This window comes from Oribacterium sinus (assembly GCF_014202695.1).
Classification (GTDB): domain Bacteria; phylum Bacillota; class Clostridia; order Lachnospirales; family Lachnospiraceae; genus Oribacterium; species Oribacterium sinus.
Map to the genome: position 1 here is coordinate 227969 of NZ_JACHHH010000001.1, position 21322 is coordinate 249290.

The window sequence follows — 21322 nt, forward strand, 5'->3', positions numbered from 1 at the left end:
AAGATGAAAACAATCGTAACCGGAGGCGCAGGCTTTATTGGAGGAAACTTCATGCATTTTGTGGTAAATGCCTATCCCGAGGAGGAGTGGATTTGCCTGGACAGCCTGACCTATGCAGGAAATTTGGAAACCTTGGCTCCCTTAGAGGGAAAGAAAAATTATCGTTTTATCAAGGGAGATATTACAGACAGAGCTTTTATCTTTGATTTATTTGCAAAGGAAAAGCCGGATGTGGTGATTAACTTTGCGGCAGAGTCCCATGTGGATCGCTCTTTAAAGGATCCGGAAATCTTTTTAAAGACCAATGTTTTGGGCACGGTTTGCCTGATGGATGCCTGCAGAGAGTACGGTATAAAGCGTTATCATCAGGTATCCACCGATGAGGTATACGGAGACCTTCCTTTAGAAAGAACAGACCTTTTCTTTACAGAGGATACTCCTATTAAGACCTCTTCTCCCTATTCATCCTCCAAGGGAAGTGCGGATCTTTTTGTCCTGGCATATCACAGAACCTTCGGTCTCCCGGTGACCATTTCCCGTTGTTCCAACAACTACGGTCCCTATCATTTTCCGGAGAAGTTGATTCCGCTGGTAATTTCCAGAGCCTTAAATAACGAAAGCATTCCTGTTTACGGTAAGGGGGAGAATGTTCGTGACTGGCTCTATGTAACCGACCATTGCAAGGCTATTGACCTCATTGTCCGTAAAGGAAGAGTGGGAGAGGTCTACAATGTTGGCGGACACAATGAAAGAACCAATCTTGAGGTTGTAAAGACGATTTTAAGGGCTTTAGACAAGCCGGAATCCCTGATTCATTATGTGACAGACCGTCCAGGACACGATATGCGTTATGCCATCGACCCCACGAAGCTGGAGACTGAGCTTGGCTGGAAGCCGGAATATACCTTTGATACCGGTATTCCCGTAACTATTCAGTGGTATCTGGATCACAAGGATTGGTGGGAGCACATCATTTCCGGAGAGTATCAGGATTATTATAAGAAGCAGTATGGAGAATAAGCATGAGAGTTTTCGTTACCGGCGTTAATGGGCAGTTAGGTCATGATGTGATGAATGAGCTGGCTCGAAGAGGCATAGAGGCGGTAGGCTCCGGGATTGAGCCGGAGTATGTGGGTATTATGGACGGAAGTCCGGTTTGCTCGATGCCCTATGTGGGACTGGATCTGACCAATGAAGAGGAAGCCAGAAGAATTCTTACCGAAGAGAAGATTGACTGTCTGATTCACTGTGCCGCATGGACTGCGGTGGATGATGCGGAGGATCCGGAGAAAAGAAATTTTGTTTTTCGTATTAACGGAGAGGTTCCCGGAAGTCTTGCAAAAGTCATGAAGGATTTAAAGGGGAAAATGCTCTATCTTTCCACAGACTATGTTTTCTCCGGCGAGGGAACAAAGCCCTGGGAAGAGGAGGAAAGAGATTTCCATCCCATCAATGTGTATGGAGCTTCCAAGCTTGCGGGAGAAGAGGCGATTCGAAAGGTTTTACCGGAGCATTTTATTGTTCGTATTGCCTGGGTTTTCGGCTTAAACGGAAAGAACTTTATTAAGACCATGTTACAGGTGGGTAAGAAGCATCCCAGTGTGCGAGTGGTTTCCGACCAGGTGGGAAGTCCCACCTATACCTTGGATTTGGCAAGGCTTTTGGTGGATATGGTGGAGACGGAAAAGTACGGTACTTATCATGCCACCAATGAAGGAGAGTACATTTCCTGGTATGACTTTACCAAGGCCATTTACGAAGAGGCGGGACTTTCCACGGAGGTGATTCCCGTTACTACGGAGGAGTACGGTTTAAGTAGAGCAAGACGTCCCTTTAACTCAAGACTGAGTAAAGAAAAGCTTAAGAGAGAGGGATTTCAGGGCCTTCCTCATTGGAAGGATGCTTTAAAGCGTTATTTACAAGCGTTAGAAGCGGAATAAAGAAGCTTTCTTTTATAGAAAGGAGAGAGGACCTGTTTGCAGATTCGGCAGACAGGTCCCTTTCCAAAAATAAGGGACAGAAGAACCCGGTAGAAGGGAATAGCAATATATTTCAAGCCGGAATGAAAAAATGTACTGGTTCAATTTGCAATAAAGTTAAGGAGAAAAGATGGGAAAATATTTTGGAACAGACGGTTATCGTGGAGAGGCTAACGTAGATTTGACAGCGGATACCGCCTTTAAGGTGGGAAAGTTCTTGGCCTATTATTTTTCAAACAAAGGCACAAAGGAGTGCCGTATTGTTATCGGTAAGGATACCAGACGCTCCAGCTATATGTTTGAATATGCTCTTTCCGCAGGAATTACCGCTGCGGGAGCAGATGCGTATCTGATGCACGTTACCACTACGCCTTCCGTTAGCTATATTGTTCGTTCCGAAGACTTTTCCTGCGGTGTGATGATTTCCGCCTCCCATAATCCTTTCTATGACAATGGTCTTAAGGTCATCAATGAAAACGGAGAAAAGGTTTCCGATGATTTTATTGCGGAGATTGAGGCCTATCTGGATGGAGAAACCGGGGAAGTTCCTTTAGCCACCGGAGATAAAATCGGAAGAACCGTAGATTTTGCCGAAGGAAGAAACCGCTATATCGGCTATCTGATTTCTTTGGCTACCCGTTCCTTTAAGGGAAAGAAGATTGCTTTGGACTGTGCCAACGGTTCCGCATCCTCCTGTGCCAAGGCGGTATTTGATGCCCTGGGAGCGGATACCCATGTACTTTCCAATGATCCTAACGGCTACAACATAAATGCCAACTGCGGTTCTACCCATATGGAAGCCTTGCAGGAGTATGTGAAGAACGGGGATTGCGAAATCGGCTTTGCCTATGACGGAGATGCGGATCGTTGTCTCTGTGTAGACAGTGACGGAGAACTGGTGGACGGAGATCAGATCCTTTATCTTTGCGGAAAAAATATGCGGGATAAGGGGCAGTTAAAGGACAATAAAATTGTGACTACCATTATGTCCAACTTAGGCTTATACAAGGCCTTGGATGGGGCAGGCCTTTCCTATGAAAAGACCAAAGTAGGGGACCGCTATGTTTATGAAAATATGGCAGAGAATGGATATTCCTTGGGAGGTGAGCAGTCCGGACATATCATCTTTATGCGGCATGCCACTACCGGGGACGGAATTCTCACCAGTATTAAGCTGATGGAAGTGCTTTTAGAGGAAAAGAAGAGTCTTAAGGAAGCTTTGGCGGAGTATCAGCGTTTTCCACAGGTACTAAAGAATGTTCGGGTGAAAGATAAGCTTTTGGTGGAGCAGAATGAAACCGTACAGGAGGCGGTGAAGAAGGTGGAGGAAAGCCTGGGAGAGGATGGAAGAATTCTCCTTCGTGCTTCCGGAACAGAGCCTCTGATTCGTGTTATGGTGGAGGCTTCCAGGGAAGAGCTTTGCGAGAAATATGTAGAGGAAGTTATAGCTGTTATGAAAAAGGAAGGACTAGTCCTTTCCTAAGTTTATTGATAGAGTAAAAGGAATCCCTGCAGAGCTTGGAAAAGCTTGTTTGGCAGTACAGGGTAGACTTAAAATAAGAAGTAAGTAAGAGTAGTAGTGGAAAAATACAATAGGAGGTAAGAATGGATCAGGTAAAACGTTACAGAAAATTTCCGATTTTCCGTTATCCGGAAAGAACTTGGATGGATCAGGAAATCACAAAAGCACCGATTTGGTGTTCTGTGGATTTAAGGGATGGAAACCAGGCCCTTGTGGATCCCATGACCGTAGAAGAAAAGGTGGAATTTTTCCAACTCCTATGTAAGCTTGGTTTTAAGGAGATTGAAGTCGGTTTTCCTGCGGCTTCTCAGATTGAATTTGATTATTTACGAACTTTGGTGGAGAAGAATCTGATTCCGGAGGATGTTACAGTTCAGGTTTTGGTACAGTGTAGAGAAGAGCTTTTGGAAAGAAGCTTCCAGGCTCTCCAAGGAGTAAAGAAGGCCATTGTCCATATTTATAATTCTACCTCCGTATTGCAAAGAGATGTGGTTTTCGGAAAGTCCAGAGAGGAGATTACCGCCATTGCCCTTTCCGCTGTGGAAATGGTGAAGCGGCATGAAAAGGATTTTTCCGGAGAGCTTCGTCTGGAATATTCTCCGGAAAGTTTTACCGGAACGGAGATGGATTATGCTTTGGAAATCTGTAATGCGGTGATTTCCGCATGGGGAACCAAGGCGGGAAGGGAGATTATCATTAACCTGCCTAATACCGTAGAGATGCATAGCCCCAATGTTTATGCGGATCAGATTGAGTTTATGTCCAAAAACATGAAGGAAAGAGAGCATGTGATTCTTTCCGTGCATCCCCATAATGACAGAGGTGAGGGAATTGCCTCCGCAGAGCTGGCTCTTCTTGCCGGAGCACAAAGAGTCGAGGGAACCCTTTTCGGGAATGGAGAAAGAACCGGAAATGTTGACATTTTAACCCTGGCTTATAACCTTTTCTCCCACGGCATCGACCCCAAGTTGAATCTGGAAAATGTTCGGGAAATTCAGGAGGTTTATGAGCGTTGTACCAAGATGAGTGTGCCGGATCGTCATCCCTATGCGGGAAAGCTGGTATTTACCGCCTTTTCCGGCTCCCATCAGGATGCCATCAATAAGGGTGTATTGGCCATGCGGGAACGAAAGAACCCCTTCTGGGAGGTGCCTTATCTTCCCATTGACCCTGCAGATATCGGAAGACAGTATGAGCCTGTGGTTAGAATCAATTCCCAGTCCGGTAAGGGCGGAGTTGCCTTTATTCTGGACTTTGATTACGGCTATAAGCTGCCCAAGGCAATGCAGAGAGAATTTGCGGATTATATTCAGAAGATTTCCGAGCAGGAGGGCGAGGTAAATCCGAAGAGAATTTTAGAGGTATTCCGGGAGGAATATGTGGAAGCCAAGGCTCCGTTATTCTTCAAGAATCTTCGTACCACCGATGTGGAAGGAGAGGGAGATTCCTACATCAGCTTTATTAACCTGACCTTTGAAAATCGCGGTGTACTGCGAGAGGTTTCCGGTCAAGGATCCGGTCCTATCGAGGCGGTAATCAGTGCCTTGAATAAGGAATTCAAGCTGGCCTTAAAGGTTGTGGACTATACAGAACACGCTCTTAGTGCAGGTTCCTCTGCAAAGGCGGTGTCCTATATTCAACTTGCAGAGGAAAATAGCGGAAAGTCCGGCTTCGGTGTGGGAGTTTCCTCCAACATTACCCGTTCCTCCGTTAGAGCGATTTTCAGTGCGATGAACCGTCTGCTTTTCCCGGAAGAGGCTGAGGCGGAAGGAAAGCGTAGAGTAGCGGAAGAAAGAAGCTCTTAAAGCAAGACTAAGTAGAATACAGCTTAAAGCGAAACTAAGTAGAATACAGAAGGGAGAAAAGTATGCACATCGTTTACGGAGTCAATGAGGCCTTTATGCCGATTCTTGCGGTGTCACTTTCCTCTCTTCTTTTGCATGCGGAGGGAGAAGCTCTTCATTTTCATATCTTATCCTTGGGGATAGAAGAGGAAAGTAAGGAAAAACTTCGGCAATATGTGGAGACGGAAGGACAGAAAATTAGCTTTTATGATTTGGAAGAGAAATTATCCGAATGGAAGGAAAAGCTTCCCGCCCTTTTCACCGGAAAATTTTCCAAAGCTACCCTGCTTCGACTCTTTATCCCTTCCACACTTCCGGAAACGATTACCAAGGCTTTATACTTGGATGCGGATACAGTGGTGCTCCAATCCATTTTGCCCCTTTATCATTTAAAGCTTGGAGATAAGCTTTTGGGCATGGCTCCGGAGCCCAGTATTTATAAAAAGCATAAGGAATTTTTATCCTTAGCGGAGGAAAGCCCCTACTATAATGCGGGAGTGATGCTTATGAATCTTTCATTGCTTCGGGAGGAAGGGATGGAAGAAAAATGTCTTCGCTATTATCAAATGAAGGAAGGTCAGCTTCCTTTTAATGACCAGGACATTTTGAATATGGTGTGTAAGGGAAGGATTCGCTCCCTGCCCCAGCGTTTTAACTTCTTTTCTAACTATGCTTATGCAAGGTATAGTGCCTTGTGTCGTTTTTCTCCCTGGTATCAGGAGCTGGAAAACAAAAAGAGCTATTCACAGGCAAAGGCTCATCCGGTGATTGTCCATTTTGCCGGAGACGAAAGACCTTGGAGAGAAGGCAATCACAATTATTATCGCAGAGCCTTTGACTATTATGCGGAAGAAAGTCCCCTTCCATTAGAAAAAGAAAAGGGAAAGCAGGGCTATTTATTTTGCTACCATGTCCTAAATCTCCTGACTTTTGTATTCCCTAAGCTTCGGGAGAAGGTGGGAGAGCTTTATTATCGTTCTATGGGGAAGGAAAACTAATGTCCTGTGCTATAGTGATTTTAAATTATAATGATTTGGAAAATACCCTTCGGCTATATAAAGAGCTGAAGGATTTTTCCGTGTTAACGAGAATTTATATCGTGGATAATGCCTCTACGGATAGTAGCAGGCAGACTTTAGAGAAGCTTCAAGACCATAAGTGTAAACTGATTTTTGCCAAGGAAAATAAGGGCTATGGGGCAGGAAACAATCTGGGCTTTCGGGCCGCCTTTTCGGAAGGGATGGACTACTGCTTTTTGGCCAATCCCGACACCCGTTTTCAGGAAGCTTACTTTGAAAATGTTCTGTCTGTTTTTGCAAAGGAGAAGCAGGTGGGATTGGTCTCCGGCAGAATGAAGGACCCTTACGGAAAACAGGCTACAGCTTGGCCTTTACAAAGCTTTTTGAAAAACCTTCTGAGCATGGGACCCTTTAGCAAGAGAATTTTTTCTTCCCTGCTCTTTTATCCTAAAGCCTATTTGGAACAAAAGCCCTATGTGAAGGTGGATGTGCTGCATGGCTCCTCCCTTTGTATTTCTAAAGAGGCATTCCAAAAGACCGGGGGTTATGACGAGGAGTTCTTCCTTTATGAGGAGGAAAAGGTAATTGGTCAAAAGCTGAGAAGGGCAGGCTACAAATCCTATCTTTGTACGATTTGTTCTTACCTTCATGAGGACAGCGGTAGTACCAAGAAATCCTTGAAATCCTTGGTGCAAAGACAAAAGCTTCGGCAGCAGTCCGAGGCATTGTATGCCCGAAAATATCTTCATGCCAATTTCCTACAAATGCTTTTCTTAAGGCTTGTGCAGGCAGTGATTTTGGGAGAAACCCTTTTTTATTCTCTTTTGCTTTCTAAATAAGCCGAAATCAAGAATGCTAAAGTCCTATTTTATGGGTGGAACTTGTGTAGAAAAAAACTTATGCGGAGCCGGAATTCCTTAGTCAAAGAGAGGAATTCCTTAGTCAAAGAGAGGAATTGCTGAAATGCATTGTGTTATTTTATGTACTTATAATGGGGAGAAATATCTGGAAAAGCAGATTAAATCCATTATGGAGCAGGATAGGGAGGATTTTTGCCTCCTTTATTCTGATGACGGCTCCACCGATAGTACAAAAGCAATTCTGCAAAGCTTGCAGGAAAAGTATGGAAGGAGGATGAGGGCTTTCCCGAGACCTATGCATAGTGGAAGTCCGGCAAAGCATTTTCTCTCTATTCTCTCCGCCTTGGCTAAGGGGGAGGTGGAGACAGAAAATTTAGAATATATTTTCCTTGCGGATCAGGATGATGAATGGTTTCCGGACAAGCTCTCTAAGACGATTTCTGTCATAAAGGAGGAAGAAAGAAAGTTTGGGGAAAGCCTTCCTATCCTTTGTCACACAGACTGCTCTTTGGTGAACTCAAGAGGAGAGCTTCTTGCCAAGTCCTATAGAAGGTATCAGAAATTACCGGGTGCCTCCTACCGTTTTTCCCGCCTGCTTTTGCAAAACCATGTGACAGGAGCCTCTGTGGGAATCAACAAAGCTTTGCTGCAATATTGCAAGGAAATTCCTGCGGAAGTAAAGATGCATGACCATTGGCTGGCCTTGTTAGCAAACTGCTTTGGGGAAATTCAATATTTGCCCTATGCCAGCTATGCCTACCGGCAGCATGGAGAAAATGTCTTAGGGGCGAAAAAAGCAAGTGTGTTGAAGGAATGTGAAGAAAGGCTGGTCGCTTCTAAAGAAAAGGATAAGGAAGATACCATTCATTCTTCTTACCGGGCATTGTTTGCCCAGGGAAGGGAATTGAAGCGCTTATTCGGAGATGAGCTTCCGGAAATCAAAAGGAAGGTTTTAGAGGCGTTCTTATCCTTAGAGGGGAAAAGTCGACTGGGGAAAATTACCACCATGGCACTTTTCGGCATTTACCCCTATCCGCTATATAGAGGAATTGGGGCAATGTTGTTTTTGGATAGCTAAGAGCTTAGAGCCGTATAAAACAATAGGATTTATGATTGCATAAATCAGTAAATCAGTTGATCGTTAAATCAGCAAATCGCTTAATTGTTAAATCAGCAAATCGGTTAATTGTTAAATTAGTAAATTGGTAAATCAGGAAATAGAGAAATCAATAAATTAAATGGCTTAGATTATGAAAGAAAGGAGGAGGAATGGAGAAAAAACCATTAATTTCCGTATGTATTGTGACCTACCGGCATAAGGATTATATCGGAAAGTGTTTAGACAGTATTCTTTCCCAAAAAGGGAATTTTTCTTTGGAAATCCTTCTCCATGATGATGCTTCCACCGACGGAAGTCAGGAGATTATCCGTTCTTATCAGGAGAAATATCCGGAGATTCTTTTTCCTATCTTACAGACAGAAAATCAGTATTCCCAAGGGAAAAGAAATATTACCGGAATTTTTAATTTTCCAAGGACAAGGGGAGAATTTATCACCGTGATTGACGGGGATGATTTTTACCTTCGAGAAGATAAACTGGAAAAGCAAATGGAAGCCTTGATAAGAGAAGAAGAGGCTGTTCTTTGCTTTCATCCGGCAAAGGTTTTGCTTCCTGACGGCAGGGAAGGCCCAAAAGACTTACTTCGTCCCTATTTGGAGAGGAAAATATTGGAAGGAAGGGAGCTAATCAATCATCCTAAGGGGATTGCCTTTTCCTCAATGTTTTTTAGAAGAAGCTTAATTGAAAAGCTTCCGGACTTTTACTATGCCTGTCCGGTGGGAGACAGACCTATAGAGTTGATGGCGGCCTTGGCCGGAAAGGCGGTATACTTGCCGGAGGAATACACTGCCTATCGTTTTCATTTGCAAAGCTCCTGGACGGAAAGGGAAAAAGGACGGCAGCAGCAGGAAAAATATCTTTCGGAAATGAAGCATTGCTATAAGCTTTTCTTAGAGGAGTCCAAAGGAAAATACCGCTTGGAAGTAGATGAAGCTATCAATAGACTCAGCTTTTCCATTGCGCTGAATCTTAGGGATTTTTCCGAAATTTATCAGAAGGACTATAGAAACTATTTACAAGAAATGTCTTTTGGGAAGAGAGCTCTGCTTCGATTGGAACAGTTTTGTCCTAAGCTTTATCATTTTCTACAGAAAAGCTTCGGTATGGAGCGGAAGCGTTAAAAAGGAGAGTCTGTTCGGAATAGCGTGGAAGCATTAAAAAGAAGAATTTGTTTCGCCTAGAGCGGAAGCGGTAATATAGAAGAAAGATGCTAAGTAAAACACTAAGCGTATCAGTAAGTAAAATAAGGAATTAAAGGAGAATGCCATGGGAGAAGTGACGCAAAACAAAGAGGGGTGGAAGGGGAAAATTCTTTCCGGCCTTTTTTGGCGTTTCCTAGAGCAGATTTCTTACCAGGGCATACAGCTGATTTTCTCCCTGTTTCTCCTTCGGATTTTGGATACGGAAGAGGTAGGGGCGGTGAGTGTCATCAGCATCTTTATCACCATTGCCAATACCTTTATTCAATCCGGTTTTTCTCAGGCGCTGATGCAGAAAAAAGAAATCAAAGAGGAAGATTATTCCTCGGTGTTTTATCTGACCTTGGCCTTATCCGGAGGAATCTATCTTTTGTTCTATGGCATCAGCCCCTTTGTGGCGGAGTTTTATCATCTCCCGGTTTTAGAGTCCCTTTTACGGCAAATGAGTATTTTGCTCTTCCCCGGTGCAGTCATTTCCATCCAAATGGCTTATGCAGGAAGGGCTTTGCAATTTCGACCGATTTTTTTAGCCAGCTTTTTTTCCTCCCTCTTTTCCGGAGTGCTGGCAGTGTTTTTAGCTTATCGGGGCTATGGCTCCTTTGCTATGGCTTATCAGCAGATTTCCTACTACTTTTTTACCATGCTGATATTATTCTTATGCCTTCCTTGGAGACCGAAGCTTTTATTTAAGCTTTCCTCCCTCTCTGCCCTTTTTCATTTTGGCTGGAAAATCCTTTTTTCCGGACTCTTGGATCAGATTTGGCAAAATATCTATGGCCTAGTCATTGGAAAACGCTACAAGGTAGAGGAGCTGGCTCTGTACAATCGAGGAGAAATGTTTCCAAAGCTCCTGTCCTCTACCCTTTCCACCATGATTTCAGGAGTAATGTTTCCCGCTTTTTCCAAGATGCAGGAGGAAAAGGATGCCTTACAGGAAATGGCCAGGAAAACCATTCGTTTTTCCGCCTTCCTCTTGTTTCCCATACTCTTTGGCCTGATGGCAGTGGCAAAGCCCTTTATTATCTTACTGCTCACAAAGAAATGGATAGGCATGCTTTCATATCTTCGCTTTCTTTCCGTGACTTATCTATTCCTGCCCCTTCACATGTGTAATCTCCAGCTCATGAACAGTCAGGGACGCTCGGATTTGTTTTTGAAGCTGGAGATCATCAAGAAGATTTTAGGCATAGGCATTCTCCTCCTCACCTTCCCCTTTGGGATCTTCGTCATGCTCTTTGGGAAAAATGTAGGAGAAGTCCTCTGCCTGTATTTAAACGCCAAACCCAATGAAAAGCTGATACAATATGGCTTCCTCTCTCAAGTAAAAGACTGCCTGGCTTCCTTTACCGCATCTTTCCTAATGGGGGGAATCGTTTACCTTGTGCAAGGATTCTTAGAAAAAAGAGGAATGACAGAACTATGGCAACTCATAGTCCTCATCCCCCTGGGAGCAATCTGCTACACTGTAGTTTCTTTTATAGTAAACAGGAATGATATAAAGACACTGTGCTCTTTCATACATGTAAGAAATAAATTTAAATAATGCTTGATTAAAGTATTTGAATTGGGAGAATTTATGAAGGCAATTAATATTTTTGAATATACGAGGATTCAAAGTGATTTATCGATTGAATTTGAAAATATTTTATCTCAATCTAAAAAGAAAATAAAAACTAAAGAATATGAATGTGTATTTAACTGATATCTATAGATTCCCTTTTTTACTCCGCTAACATTATTGGCATAAATATAAACCTGAACAGGATATAAGCCGCCACCGGAAGCATAATATCGGCTGGTTGCAACGATTCCGTTGTAATTAGCAGTTCTATTTGATTGACCAAAACTATACTTACACAATGTTGAGAAGTCTTTTAGGCTCATCTGGTAAGGAGAAAATGTTCGAATGCTTTGACGATATTCCAAGCAATCTTCTAGAGATTTTTTTATCTTTTTAAACTTTTTTGGCAGAAACAAAGTGCTGTTATCCACAATTTCTTCATATTTCTTGAATTTATTTTTATTGGCTGCAATATTTAATTCATTGAACATACCGATACTCTTTGTGTCATTAAGCCGTATATATCCAAGATTCAATAGATAGTCCATCTGGCTGGACTTTACATTGCCAACAAGTATTTGGCTAAATACATCGGCATTTCTTCCATTATTTATATTGGAATTATCCATCTGCACTTTTAAATGCTGATTGAAAAACCCCTTCTCAGTAAATTTTGTTTCCATCGTATCTTTCCTCAGGCTTATTTTTCAGTAATTTCCGGTTTATTCTTGTTTTTTATAAAAATAGTTGTTTCAACCGCTATCATCGTGATGGTTGAGCAGATTATACCGACAAGAGACATGTTCTGGTTAAATGCCGTTCCCTGTCCTTTCCCACCTTGCATAACTATCTCATATATTGGTAGGCCAAAGATATTCACGGTGTATTCATTAAAATTATCCTTATAGAAAGTCGAGTAGCCTAAAGAGATTAAAATGTAACACAAAATTACCGAGAATACCATTCCTGCAACTAATTCTAAGATGATACGTAGCCCTTGCTTATTTTTCATTATTTTTTCCTCCACTGTAAATAACTCTTTTATTTTCTCTAATGATACAGATGCCCAAAACTATAGTGCTTATTACCAAGTACACTGCAGATATTAGTAAAAAATCCTTGTCCCAGAATTTCTCCATAGTCCAAATGTCAAAGAAGTCATTCATTGCATACTTTATTGGCAAATATGAAGATATATTTCGGAATAACTGTGGCATTTGATCGATAGATATGAACACGCCACAGAACATATATAAAACAAACATTACGACTAGCCCTAGAGTCATTAAAATCTGCGGATTTTTAAATACATAGGCAAATATGCCACCAATAATCATAGCTATAACAATAGCTATGAAATATTGTATAATAAAAGAAAGAAAATGACCTATGGACGGAAATTTTAGTCTCCAAAACAAAAAGGCAACTAAAATATTAATAGCCATGCTTATCATTGCCAGTATGAAATGAGCCAGTACATCACCTACGAACATTTTACTTGTATTTACTCCAAAAAAATTCAAGCGTTCTATGCTTTTATTTTCAAAGGAATTGCCTATCCACATTGGGAAAGAAATTAAAGAGAGAGGAAGGATTCCCATTCCAATAGCGATCAAAAAATACTTATCAATCAAATAATAGCCATTCCCGATTGAAATGTTACCATATGAAAACATAATTATAATCATCATTAATATTGGATAGGCTATAGAAAAAAATATAGAAAGCGGAATGCGAAACATTATTTTTAAATCAATAAACAAGTATGTCCTCATCATATCAAGCCTCCTTCTTTTCTATGAAATTTTTCATCGCCAGCATATACAAATTATATATGCTGTTAGGATTAATCTGAAACCGAATATTGCTTCTTGAAAGACTTCTTAATATTTCTTCCTGGTGATATTCATCAGCTACAATCAACCCACAGGTTTTATCGTCTACGCTAACAGTGTTTATATTCTTAAGTTCTTTCGGCAAGTTGTAAAAATCGTCTGTAGATAGTGTAACTATGGAATAATGTTTGAACGTTTCTTTTAAGTTATCGAATGTTCCCCAGAACACCAAATCTCCCTTGTGCAAAATCAAGATTTTATTGACCCAGTCGTTTAGCTCCTCATAATAATGAGTTACAGTAAGCACTGTTTTCCCTTGACTGTAAGTTTTAACTATATCGAGGATTTTAGTTCTTTTTTTGTAATCTAGCCCTGTTGTAAGTTCATCGAATATCAAGATTTCCGGGTTTAGGTAAAGCACTAAAAATAGAGTCAGCCTTTGTTGCTCACCTATAGATAATTTTTCTATTCTTTTATTAAGCAACTCTGTAATATCAAACTTATCTATTTGTGATTTTAGCGAGGAATCAAACTTGGACTTGTGAGAAATAATCTGAATTAATTCAAAAACCTTCATTAACTTATTGTAGTTGTTTGTTTGAAATTGGATTCCTAATTTATCTAAACTGTAATTTCTTACAATCTTGCCTTTATAGTTTATTTTATCTATAAGGCAATTTATGAAAGTGGATTTCCCTGCTCCATTTTCACCTATTATGCCTACAATGTCGCCTTCTTGAATAGTAATCGTTTGCTCTCTTAGGTTTAAAATTTGCAAACCGTTAATATCCACATTTAGACCCTTTATTTCCAATAGCGGTTCCATAGCCCCTCCATAAACCATAACGTATAGTTTCTTAATTATCTGTAATGCCATGACATGGCAATTGTTTTTTTGAAATAGCCTCCAAAGCTTTTGCAACTCTGGAGGCAGATGTTGTTCGTTACTCTTCTGAGATTGCTGCACAGCTGGAACAACAAGAACACGAGCACGAGCAAGAGCAACCGCTACTTGCATAATTCATCTCATTTTCAGAATCTGCAATGTTATACAAGTTAGCATTATGCTTCTTAATTTCCATAAATGTTATCTCCTTTCATAATATTTATAGGTATGCTTTAGATATATTATCTTAAAGCATCCACTATAGCAAACCGAGAAAAAAATACTGCTATCAATGGTCTCGTTCGTAACAACAATATCTGCCACATTTTTATATTTACTGCAGAATACGGATACGTAACATCGTTTCTAGGTAATAGTTTTTCAGTACTTTGCTTTTACATGAATTAATCATTGCCACTAGTTCTAACCACAAAATCATTTGTTCCATAATTCATGGAAACTCTTTCTTAGTCTGGTTTGCACAATACATCGCTGATACGATTCAGTGCCATTCACTTGTTAATGCCTATATTATATTTAGACTTATCTTATACGGCATTCCTCTATGAAGGGTATCTCTTAGATTATTGTTAGTATAGTCAAATTATGCCACTTTGTCAGAATGATTTCTATATATTTAGTCCTATATTTTTCAGAAATCCAAATATTTTTTTGGCAATAACTTATACATAATCAACTAATAAAAAAGCGATTATACAATTCTCTTATAAGCACGCCGTAATGACAAAGCCTATTTTTGAAGCCTTAGGAAAAACCCGCCTTTATTTGCCATTCCTATGAATCTCTGCTATGATATAAAAATAATAAAATTTATTATTTTTTAAAAGACTAACTATTAATGGTCAAGCATAAAATTAAGATTTTCAGAATAAAATACGGAAACGTATTTTAGATAGATTAGTACTTTGAAAACTGTATGACGAATAGAGCATCAGTGATGATGCTCTCAGAAAAGATTATGAGCTAATTTAACTTATAAAGGCTGATATAACGTATGAGTTATTTCCATCCGAAAGATGGTTCTAACATATTTTTTAACCACATGGCTTATTGCGACATAGTAGTGCTTGCCTTCTGCCCGTTTTTTTGACAAATAGAGCCTGAATCGCTCGTCCCATACAGAAGCATATATAGCAGCATTGAAAAGTGCGTAACGCAGATACTTAGAGCCACGTTTTTCCATGCGAGCATAAGAAGATATTAGTTTTCCGGACTGGTACGTAGACGGAGATAGTCCTGCATAAGCAAGAACCTGATCTGCATTGCTAAAGCGTGTAAAGTCTCCAATCTCTGCTAGAATCATTGCCCCCATACGATACTTGATGCCGGGAATAGTTGTAATTGGAGAACCACAATCATCCATGATTTTCTGAATGGACTGCTCGACTTCTTTAATATCGGAAGTCAGGGTGTCAATTCGACGGATTGTCTGCCTGAGTTCCATTGATTTAGCAGGCATAAGTAATCCGATAGAAGATTTTGCAGTTTCTCTGATTTCAATGGCCTTTTCACGACCATAGTGCCCTTTTGAAGCATCAGCAAGTAGAGCTTTCAGGTGGGTGAGATTGGAACTTGCGATAAAATATGCTCTGTCAAGTAATCGTTGGCAACTCTATCATACAGACTAATGAATGTCTTGCTTCGGCTTAGGCTTTGCCTCAAAGACACACTACGTTTCCTACTCGCTGCACTCGCTTTTTCACTCAGGCTCCTGCGCAAACTCACCCTTCGGGCTCAAACATGCGCCCGCCTTCGTTGCTAGAGTGCAGCTCCCTACGGAAGCCTAGTGATCGTCTTTTTCGTGCATAGCCTAAGCCCTCGCAAAGATTCCTTAATACCTCGTCATAGAAAGCAAGTTCCTGCGATCTCCTATTATTTCAGTATCGTAGAAATCCAAAATCAAAGCGGCAAATGCTATGTAGACATGAAAGAGGAAAACCAGAGCCCGTCAGAACTTGTAGAAAGCCGTTGTAGAGAAGCACTGTAGAAATCCATAATTGAAGCGAAGGATGCTGTATAGGCAGGAAAGAGGGCAAACTGTGCCCGTTAGAACTTGTAGAAAGCCGGTGAAGGGAAGAACTGTAGAAATCCAAAGCCAAAGCGAATGAAGCTGTATGGATATGAAAGAGGGTAATCTGAGCCCGTCGGTACTTGCAGAAAGCCAGCGAAGAGAAGAACTGTAGAAATCCAAAATCGAAGCGAACGATGCTGTGTAGGCAGGAAAGAGGGCAATCTGAGCCCGTCAGTACTTACTGAAAGCGAGCAATGCGAAGCTTGAAGTTAGTACTGTTACGAAGGCGAGGTTAGCGGGAGCGTGCCCGATTTCCTGCCTACACAGCATCGGAGCGTTGCGATTGATTTTTCTACTGTTCTTCATTACGTAGAGGCGAGGTTAGCGGGAGCGTGTCCGCTTTCATATCCATACAGCTTCGGAGCATTGCCCTTGATTTTTCTACAGCTTTTTAATTACGCAGAGCGAGGTTGTCGCAAGTGTGCCCGCTTTCCTGCCTACACAGCATGGGAGCGCAGCCCTTTTCTTCTCCTCTTTCTCTCCGAAAGATACACAAAGCAATTCTTAAACAGCCTAAGTTCAATGGCTAGAATCCTTCCCAGCGGCACCCCTCGGAAATCCACCTTCTTCATTTCTTTTCTTTCCTTTAAGCCTTTAAAGATACCCTTTCGATAGGCCTTTCCGTAGCCCTTCTTTTGGAAGTAAAGAGCCTTAATCAAAATTCCCAGTAAGAAGGGCAGGAAATTCAGAATTTTCAGCCCGAGAGGAAAGTTTTTATAAAGCAGGAAAATAGAGTTTCTGGCAGAAAGCTCCACCTTAAAATCGCTGTATTTTCCTCCGCTGGTTCCGGAACCCACATGTTTACAGAGGGCAGTGGGGCAGTAGTACACAGAGTAGCCCTTCCACTGGGCCCGAAAGGAAAGGTCCACATCCTCCAGATAGGCGAAGTGCTTTTCATCAAAAAGTCCGGTTTCTTCCAAAAGAGGAATACTGTATAGGGAAGCCCCTCCGCAGGCGGAAAATACCTTTTCGGCCTTAGTCCACCGGGAGGCTTCATCCTCTAAACCTCTTTGGAAGGGAAAACCTAAGAGGCACAGTTCGTCCCCTGCATCATCCATCAGGCTGGGGTCATGCATCTTTACCATTTTGGAGGAAAGGGCAAATACCTTTTCTCCTTTTTTTTCTTTTTCTTCCATGAAAAGCAGAAGCTGCTCCACAAAATCAGGAGCCACCTCCGTATCGTTGTTTAAAAGCAGGGCATAGCTTGCTCCCTGCCCCTTGGCCCAGAGTATTCCCTGGTTCACTGCAGTGGCAAAGCCTGTGTTTTCCGTATTTTGAATCAGGAAAATCCGCTCCGGATCCTGCTCCATCCAATACCGGATTTGTTTTTCACTGTCGTCCTTGGAAGCATTGTCCACAAAAAGAATAGAAAAGTCCTGCCTACTTTGCGAAAGCAAAGCAGGCATGCACTTTTCTAAAAAATGAGCTCCATTATAGTTTGGTATAACGATGGTTGTTTTCATTTGTTTGTCCCTTAGGCATTGGGTTCAATGATATTTTCTTCCGCTTCCTTAGCTACTTCCTTCTTGGAGTCGGCTACACTCTTGGCATCCTCTGCACTTTGCTTGCCGGCAACAACAGGATCCGTAGGATCGTAGTTCTGCTCTCTGGGGATAGCCTGCATGATGGCATCCTTTTCGATGGGACCCTTGTCCCAGGCATCGGAATACACGGTTACGGGGGTTCCGTTCTTACAGTTTTCGTAGACCCACTGGGAATCGATAGCTCTTAAACGAATACATCCGCCGGAAATAGCCTGATCGATAAAGTTGTAGTTGATGGCATCAAAGCTGTGGGGGTCCGCCTTTTCATACAATAAGGAATGAATCAAAAATCCCTTGTAGAAACGGGAGAGGAACTGGGTGTAGCAATCCTTATGCATGAAGTGCCAACGATATTTCTGGTAAATCTTGAAAGTACCAAGAGGGGTATCCGGTCCTACACTACACATCATGGTTTTATAAGGAATAGTGAATTTTCCTTCCTCGTCCTTGGTCATTACATAGAGGGTTCTGGTTTCTTTATTAATACGGATGCTGTAGGCAGCCTGCTTACCCATAATCGGCTCTAAGTCCTTTAAGGCAATACCCTGTTCGTTTAGGTAAATGCGATAGCCGTTTACGACCTTCCAGCCTCTCTGGGCAACACCGTTTTCAAAGTAGTACTGGTTGGAATCCGGGTCAAAGGCATAGCCGGTATAGGGGCTGTTGTCGGCGGTTTGGTACTTAGGTTCTCCATTTTCAAAATAGAGTCCCTCCTGATATGCACTGTCTAATGCCTTCCCGCGCTTTCCGCTAAATTCCACACCGTTTTTCCATAGGGCAATCTTTAAGCCCACAATGTACTTGTCTCCGGAAAAGCTTCCGCAGGCTTCTCCGCTTTTCGCCCAATCCGTTACGGTACCGTCACTTAATACTGCACGGTAGTAGATTTCTCCCATGGTATGGGTATAACCCTTAACTCTCAGCATGATAGCGGTAACGGTTCCCTTATCCGGGGTGGTTTCTCCGGATGCCGCCCAGGGTCCCCAGGAGCCGGAGGGAGAATAGGTACGATAATACCATCTTCCTACGTTCTGGTGCTCCAGCATGATTCGCTGGAAGCCGTTGGGACTGAAGGTAAAGGACTGGTTGTCCTGGCTGTAGCCGTAGTCAATACGATCTCCTGCGGAATTATAAATATAGTAGGTCGCCAAGGGAACCAGATTTAAAACGGGGTCAGCGGCCATATCTCCGGCATGATCGGTTGTCATTAAGGGACGAATGGCATCCACAGTAAGTTCTGTTTTTTCCAATGGAGCAGAGTCCTGAACAGTGGCATTATTCTCTCCGCTGTTATTCTGGGAAGTTCCGTTTGTATTCTCTCCGGCATTGCTGCTTCCGGAATCTGTATTTCCGGGGCTTAGGTCGGTACTATTACTTCCTTCTACAGGACCCTGAGAAATTGAGGGGGCATTTTCCTCTGTATATACAATGGCGGTATTTTCCGTACCCTCTACAGGATTTGCCAAAGCAAGAAAGGGCTGTGTTGCGGAAATACTCATTAGTGTAAGAATGGCAGCGAATTTTTTCGCTTGATTCATAGTCAACCTCCTTAAAATCTAATATACCTATGAACCTTAACACAAAAACGCAAAAAGAACTAGGGAGCATTTACATTTTCATGGGATTACTATAGAATTGTAAAAATCTCGACAGAATTTAAGGAGGAAGTAATGAAAAAGAAAGAAGAGCTCTACGTTACAAAATCAAGCCTTCCTCCCTTGGAGGAATTTCTTCCCTATTTGGAAAAGTTATGGGAAACTCGTCTTTTAACCAATATGGGAGAATTTCATGAACAATTTAAAAAAGAGCTTTCCGGCTTTCTTTCCGTGGAAAATACGGAGCTTTTTGTGAATGGTCACGTCGCTTTAGAGCTTTTGATTGAAAGCCTGGGAAAGAAGGGAGAAATTATCACCACCCCCTTTTCCTTTGCCAGCACCACCCATGCCATCGTCAGAAATGGCTGTACTCCGGTGTTCTGCGATATTGAAGAGGATTTTTATACTATAGATGTAAAAAAGCTTCGCTCCCTGATTACTAAGAATACGGTGGCCATACTGCCGGTGCATGTCTATGGTCATATTTGCGCTGTGGAGGAGCTGGATAAAATCTCTAAGGAATACGGCATTCCGGTGCTTTATGATGCTGCCCACGCCTTTGGGGAACGTTACCATGGAAGAGGAGTGGGAAGCTTTGGCTATGCCTCCATGTTTTCCTTTCATGCCACCAAAGTTTTTCACAGTATAGAGGGCGGTGCGGTTTGTATTGGAGAGAAAAATCCGGAACTTTTGCATAAGCTTTATGCCTTGAAAAATTTCGGTATTATGGGGCAGGAAAGTGTGGAGTTGGTGGGCTGTAACGGGAAAATGAATGAATTTTCCGCATCCATGGGACTTTGCAATTTACGGCATATAGGGGAATATATTAAGGAAAGGGAAAAGCGGTACCGGCATTACGAAAGCCTGTTAAAGGACGTCCCCGGTCTTATTTTTCCTAAGGAGCAGGAGGGGGTGGAGAAAAACTATGCCTACCTTCCTGTACGGATTTTAGGAGAGGGAAGAAGAAATCAGATTTTCTCCCTTCTGGAAAAAGAAGGCATTCATCCCAGAAAATACTTTTATCCTTTGATTTCCGAGTATGATTGCTATAAAGGAAAGTTTTCGGGGGATGGCACACCGATAGCCAAGAGAATTGCGGAGGAAATACTGACTTTGCCCATCTATCCTGATTTGGATTTTTCCGATATTGAAAGAATTTCCGTTATTTTACAAAAGGAGTGCTCATGAAAAATATTCTGTGTACAGCCTTGGGCTCCTTTTCCACCAAGACGGTTATAGCAGGACTGGAAAAGAAGGGCTATACCGTATATGGTGCGGACTGTTATCCCGGAGAGTGGATTCCCATGGCGAAAAGGGTGAAGGACTTTGCGCAAATTCCCTTAGTACGGGAGGAAGAGGTATATTTGGATAGAATTCTTTCCTTATGTAAGGAGTGGGAGCTTTCCGCTATTTTTCCGCTGATTGATTTGGAAGTGGATTTTTATGAAAAACATAAGGAACGCTTTCAAAAGGAGGGAATTACCCTTTGTATTCCCAAGGGGGATCTAAGTCTGATTCGGGACAAATACCTTTTAAGTAAATTTCTTTCCGACAAGCTGGAAGAGGGATTTTCCGTGATTCCCGGAGAAGAGTATGAAGATTTGGATTTTGAGAATCTATCTTTTCCCATGATTGCCAAGAAAAGAAACGGCCGTTCTTCAGAGGGCTTGTGTGAGATTGAAGATGAGGATCAGTTGGGATTTTTCTGCAATAAGATGTGGAGAGAAGAGGAGAAGAACTACATTTTCCAAAGAAAAATCGAAGGGAAGGTCTATACCGTAGATTACTTTCGAGGTCATGGGGGAGTGGATAGAGCGCTGGTACGGAAAGAAAATCTTCGGACGAAAAATGGAGCCGGAGTCAGTGTGGAAATTTTGCCGGAGAAGGGCATTGAAAGGCAGTGCAAGCGGATTGCAGAAGCTTTAAATCTTTATGGTCTTGTGAATTTTGAGTGGATTTATGAGGAGCAGGAGGACTGCTTTTATTTTCTGGAAATTAATCCTCGTCCCTCAGGAGGCATCGGATTTTCTGTCCTGGCAGGAGCGCCCTTTGTGGAAGAGGCGGTGGACTTTTACCTTTCTGAGACATCGGAACCGGGTGCCGAAGGAGAGAAGGCTGCAGGAAGGCTGTCAGAAACAAAGGCGATGGCGGATTTTGTTTCTCAAAAGCCGGAAGCCGGTATTCGTTATGGTTTTTATGGAAAGTATTATGATGATTTTTATCTTTCCTAGCTAAGACAGATAAAAAGTTAAAAAATTCTTCTAAG

Annotated in this window: 19 protein-coding genes; 11 read left to right on the forward strand and 8 right to left on the reverse strand. The window is 42.1% G+C overall.

All coding sequences use genetic code 11. The features are described 5' to 3' along the window. Positions 1 to 3 precede the first annotated feature (3 nt). The 9 genes from rfbB to HNQ46_RS00985 all read left to right on the forward strand — a co-directional run bounded on the left by rfbB (position 4) and on the right by HNQ46_RS00985 (position 11086). Positions 4 to 1020, forward strand: coding sequence for a dTDP-glucose 4,6-dehydratase (rfbB, locus tag HNQ46_RS00945; RefSeq protein ID WP_183681759.1), 1017 nt, complete (start codon positions 4 to 6; stop codon positions 1018 to 1020). Between the two features lie 2 nt (positions 1021 to 1022). Further along, complete coding sequence (gene rfbD, locus HNQ46_RS00950; protein ID WP_183681761.1) at positions 1023 to 1940, forward strand: dTDP-4-dehydrorhamnose reductase; 918 nt, start codon at positions 1023 to 1025, stop codon at positions 1938 to 1940. 169 nt (positions 1941 to 2109) lie between these two features. Continuing rightward, positions 2110 to 3462: a phosphoglucosamine mutase gene (gene glmM / locus HNQ46_RS00955; protein ID WP_183681764.1), complete on the forward strand. Its 1353-nt coding sequence runs from the start codon at positions 2110 to 2112 to the stop codon at positions 3460 to 3462. Between the two features lie 122 nt (positions 3463 to 3584). Beyond that, positions 3585 to 5306: a 2-isopropylmalate synthase gene (gene leuA / locus HNQ46_RS00960; protein WP_183681766.1), complete on the forward strand. Its 1722-nt coding sequence runs from the start codon at positions 3585 to 3587 to the stop codon at positions 5304 to 5306. A gap of 62 nt (positions 5307 to 5368) precedes the next feature. Beyond that, entirely contained in the window at positions 5369 to 6343 is a 975-nt protein-coding gene (locus HNQ46_RS00965) for a glycosyltransferase family 8 protein (RefSeq protein WP_183681769.1), read from the forward strand. Further along, positions 6343 to 7203 carry a glycosyltransferase gene (locus tag HNQ46_RS00970; RefSeq protein WP_183681772.1) on the forward strand — a complete coding sequence of 287 codons (861 nt, stop codon included), beginning with the start codon at positions 6343 to 6345 and terminating at the stop codon, positions 7201 to 7203. Before HNQ46_RS00965 ends, HNQ46_RS00970 begins: the two co-directional genes overlap by 1 nt. Positions 7204 to 7327: 124 nt before the next feature. Beyond that, positions 7328 to 8302 (forward strand): glycosyltransferase family 2 protein, encoded by a 975-nt coding sequence (locus tag HNQ46_RS00975; RefSeq protein ID WP_183681775.1) that lies wholly within the window; start codon positions 7328 to 7330, stop codon positions 8300 to 8302. Positions 8303 to 8493: 191 nt separating this feature from the next. Next, on the forward strand, positions 8494 to 9465 hold the full coding sequence (locus HNQ46_RS00980) for a glycosyltransferase family 2 protein (protein WP_183681778.1): 972 nt from the start codon (positions 8494 to 8496) through the stop codon (positions 9463 to 9465). Positions 9466 to 9610: 145 nt separating this feature from the next. Continuing rightward, the gene (locus HNQ46_RS00985; RefSeq protein ID WP_183681780.1) at positions 9611 to 11086 is read left to right on the forward strand and encodes a lipopolysaccharide biosynthesis protein; all 1476 of its coding nucleotides are present in this window, start codon (positions 9611 to 9613) and stop codon (positions 11084 to 11086) included. A gap of 107 nt (positions 11087 to 11193) precedes the next feature. On the opposite strand, the gene HNQ46_RS00990 is transcribed toward HNQ46_RS00985, so the two are convergent. The 8 genes from HNQ46_RS00990 to HNQ46_RS01020 all read right to left on the reverse strand — a co-directional run bounded on the left by HNQ46_RS00990 (position 11194) and on the right by HNQ46_RS01020 (position 18999). Further along, positions 11194 to 11787: a nitroreductase family protein gene (locus HNQ46_RS00990; protein WP_183681783.1), complete on the reverse strand. Its 594-nt coding sequence runs from the start codon at positions 11785 to 11787 to the stop codon at positions 11194 to 11196. Between the two features lie 17 nt (positions 11788 to 11804). Further along, complete coding sequence (locus tag HNQ46_RS00995) at positions 11805 to 12116, reverse strand: DUF5963 family protein (protein ID WP_183681786.1); 312 nt, start codon at positions 12114 to 12116, stop codon at positions 11805 to 11807. Then, on the reverse strand, positions 12106 to 12882 hold the full coding sequence (locus tag HNQ46_RS01000) for an ABC transporter permease (RefSeq protein WP_183681789.1): 777 nt from the start codon (positions 12880 to 12882) through the stop codon (positions 12106 to 12108). Before HNQ46_RS01000 ends, HNQ46_RS00995 begins: the two co-directional genes overlap by 11 nt. A 1-nt stretch (position 12883) precedes the next feature. Continuing rightward, positions 12884 to 13816 carry an ATP-binding cassette domain-containing protein gene (locus HNQ46_RS01005; RefSeq protein WP_456299639.1) on the reverse strand — a complete coding sequence of 311 codons (933 nt, stop codon included), beginning with the start codon at positions 13814 to 13816 and terminating at the stop codon, positions 12884 to 12886. 67 nt (positions 13817 to 13883) lie between these two features. After that, complete coding sequence (locus HNQ46_RS12355) at positions 13884 to 14021, reverse strand: listeriolysin S family TOMM bacteriocin (RefSeq protein ID WP_456299638.1); 138 nt, start codon at positions 14019 to 14021, stop codon at positions 13884 to 13886. A gap of 798 nt (positions 14022 to 14819) precedes the next feature. Continuing rightward, positions 14820 to 15305 (reverse strand): transposase, encoded by a 486-nt coding sequence (locus tag HNQ46_RS01010; RefSeq protein ID WP_183681795.1) that lies wholly within the window; start codon positions 15303 to 15305, stop codon positions 14820 to 14822. Between the two features lie 1049 nt (positions 15306 to 16354). Next, positions 16355 to 17380, reverse strand: a complete 1026-nt coding sequence (locus tag HNQ46_RS01015; protein ID WP_183681798.1) for a glycosyltransferase family 2 protein — start codon at positions 17378 to 17380, stop codon at positions 16355 to 16357. Between the two features lie 11 nt (positions 17381 to 17391). Continuing rightward, positions 17392 to 18999 (reverse strand): L,D-transpeptidase family protein, encoded by a 1608-nt coding sequence (locus tag HNQ46_RS01020; protein WP_183681801.1) that lies wholly within the window; start codon positions 18997 to 18999, stop codon positions 17392 to 17394. A 132-nt stretch (positions 19000 to 19131) separates the two neighbouring features. On the opposite strand from HNQ46_RS01020, the gene HNQ46_RS01025 reads away from it, so the two are divergent. Then, positions 19132 to 20244 carry a DegT/DnrJ/EryC1/StrS family aminotransferase gene (locus HNQ46_RS01025; RefSeq protein ID WP_183681804.1) on the forward strand — a complete coding sequence of 371 codons (1113 nt, stop codon included), beginning with the start codon at positions 19132 to 19134 and terminating at the stop codon, positions 20242 to 20244. Then, a complete protein-coding gene (locus HNQ46_RS01030) occupies positions 20241 to 21287 on the forward strand; it encodes an ATP-grasp domain-containing protein (RefSeq protein WP_207719920.1) in 1047 nt (348 codons plus the stop codon). The genes HNQ46_RS01025 and HNQ46_RS01030 overlap by 4 nt, the downstream gene beginning before the upstream one ends. Positions 21288 to 21322 lie beyond the last annotated feature (35 nt).

Bases quoted from the DNA above. Each gene is read 5' to 3' on its own strand.
- HNQ46_RS00980 (WP_183681778.1), top strand. From the start codon at position 8,494: ATGGAGAAAAAACCATTAATTTCCGTATGTATTGTGACCTACCGGCAT.
- HNQ46_RS00965 (WP_183681769.1), top strand. From the start codon at position 5,369: ATGCACATCGTTTACGGAGTCAATGAGGCCTTTATGCCGATTCTTGCG.
- HNQ46_RS00975 (WP_183681775.1), top strand. From the start codon at position 7,328: ATGCATTGTGTTATTTTATGTACTTATAATGGGGAGAAATATCTGGAA.
- HNQ46_RS01005 (WP_456299639.1), bottom strand. From the start codon at position 13,816: ATGGCATTACAGATAATTAAGAAACTATACGTTATGGTTTATGGAGGG.
- leuA (WP_183681766.1), top strand. From the start codon at position 3,585: ATGGATCAGGTAAAACGTTACAGAAAATTTCCGATTTTCCGTTATCCG.
- rfbB (WP_183681759.1), top strand. From the start codon at position 4: ATGAAAACAATCGTAACCGGAGGCGCAGGCTTTATTGGAGGAAACTTC.
- rfbD (WP_183681761.1), top strand. From the start codon at position 1,023: ATGAGAGTTTTCGTTACCGGCGTTAATGGGCAGTTAGGTCATGATGTG.
- HNQ46_RS00995 (WP_183681786.1), bottom strand. From the start codon at position 12,116: ATGAAAAATAAGCAAGGGCTACGTATCATCTTAGAATTAGTTGCAGGA.
- HNQ46_RS00970 (WP_183681772.1), top strand. From the start codon at position 6,343: ATGTCCTGTGCTATAGTGATTTTAAATTATAATGATTTGGAAAATACC.
- HNQ46_RS00990 (WP_183681783.1), bottom strand. From the start codon at position 11,787: ATGGAAACAAAATTTACTGAGAAGGGGTTTTTCAATCAGCATTTAAAA.
- HNQ46_RS01025 (WP_183681804.1), top strand. From the start codon at position 19,132: ATGAAAAAGAAAGAAGAGCTCTACGTTACAAAATCAAGCCTTCCTCCC.
- HNQ46_RS01010 (WP_183681795.1), bottom strand. From the start codon at position 15,305: ATGCCTGCTAAATCAATGGAACTCAGGCAGACAATCCGTCGAATTGAC.
- HNQ46_RS01000 (WP_183681789.1), bottom strand. From the start codon at position 12,882: ATGATGAGGACATACTTGTTTATTGATTTAAAAATAATGTTTCGCATT.
- HNQ46_RS00985 (WP_183681780.1), top strand. From the start codon at position 9,611: ATGGGAGAAGTGACGCAAAACAAAGAGGGGTGGAAGGGGAAAATTCTT.
- glmM (WP_183681764.1), top strand. From the start codon at position 2,110: ATGGGAAAATATTTTGGAACAGACGGTTATCGTGGAGAGGCTAACGTA.
- HNQ46_RS12355 (WP_456299638.1), bottom strand. From the start codon at position 14,021: ATGGAAATTAAGAAGCATAATGCTAACTTGTATAACATTGCAGATTCT.
- HNQ46_RS01020 (WP_183681801.1), bottom strand. From the start codon at position 18,999: ATGAATCAAGCGAAAAAATTCGCTGCCATTCTTACACTAATGAGTATT.
- HNQ46_RS01030 (WP_207719920.1), top strand. From the start codon at position 20,241: ATGAAAAATATTCTGTGTACAGCCTTGGGCTCCTTTTCCACCAAGACG.
- HNQ46_RS01015 (WP_183681798.1), bottom strand. From the start codon at position 17,380: ATGAAAACAACCATCGTTATACCAAACTATAATGGAGCTCATTTTTTA.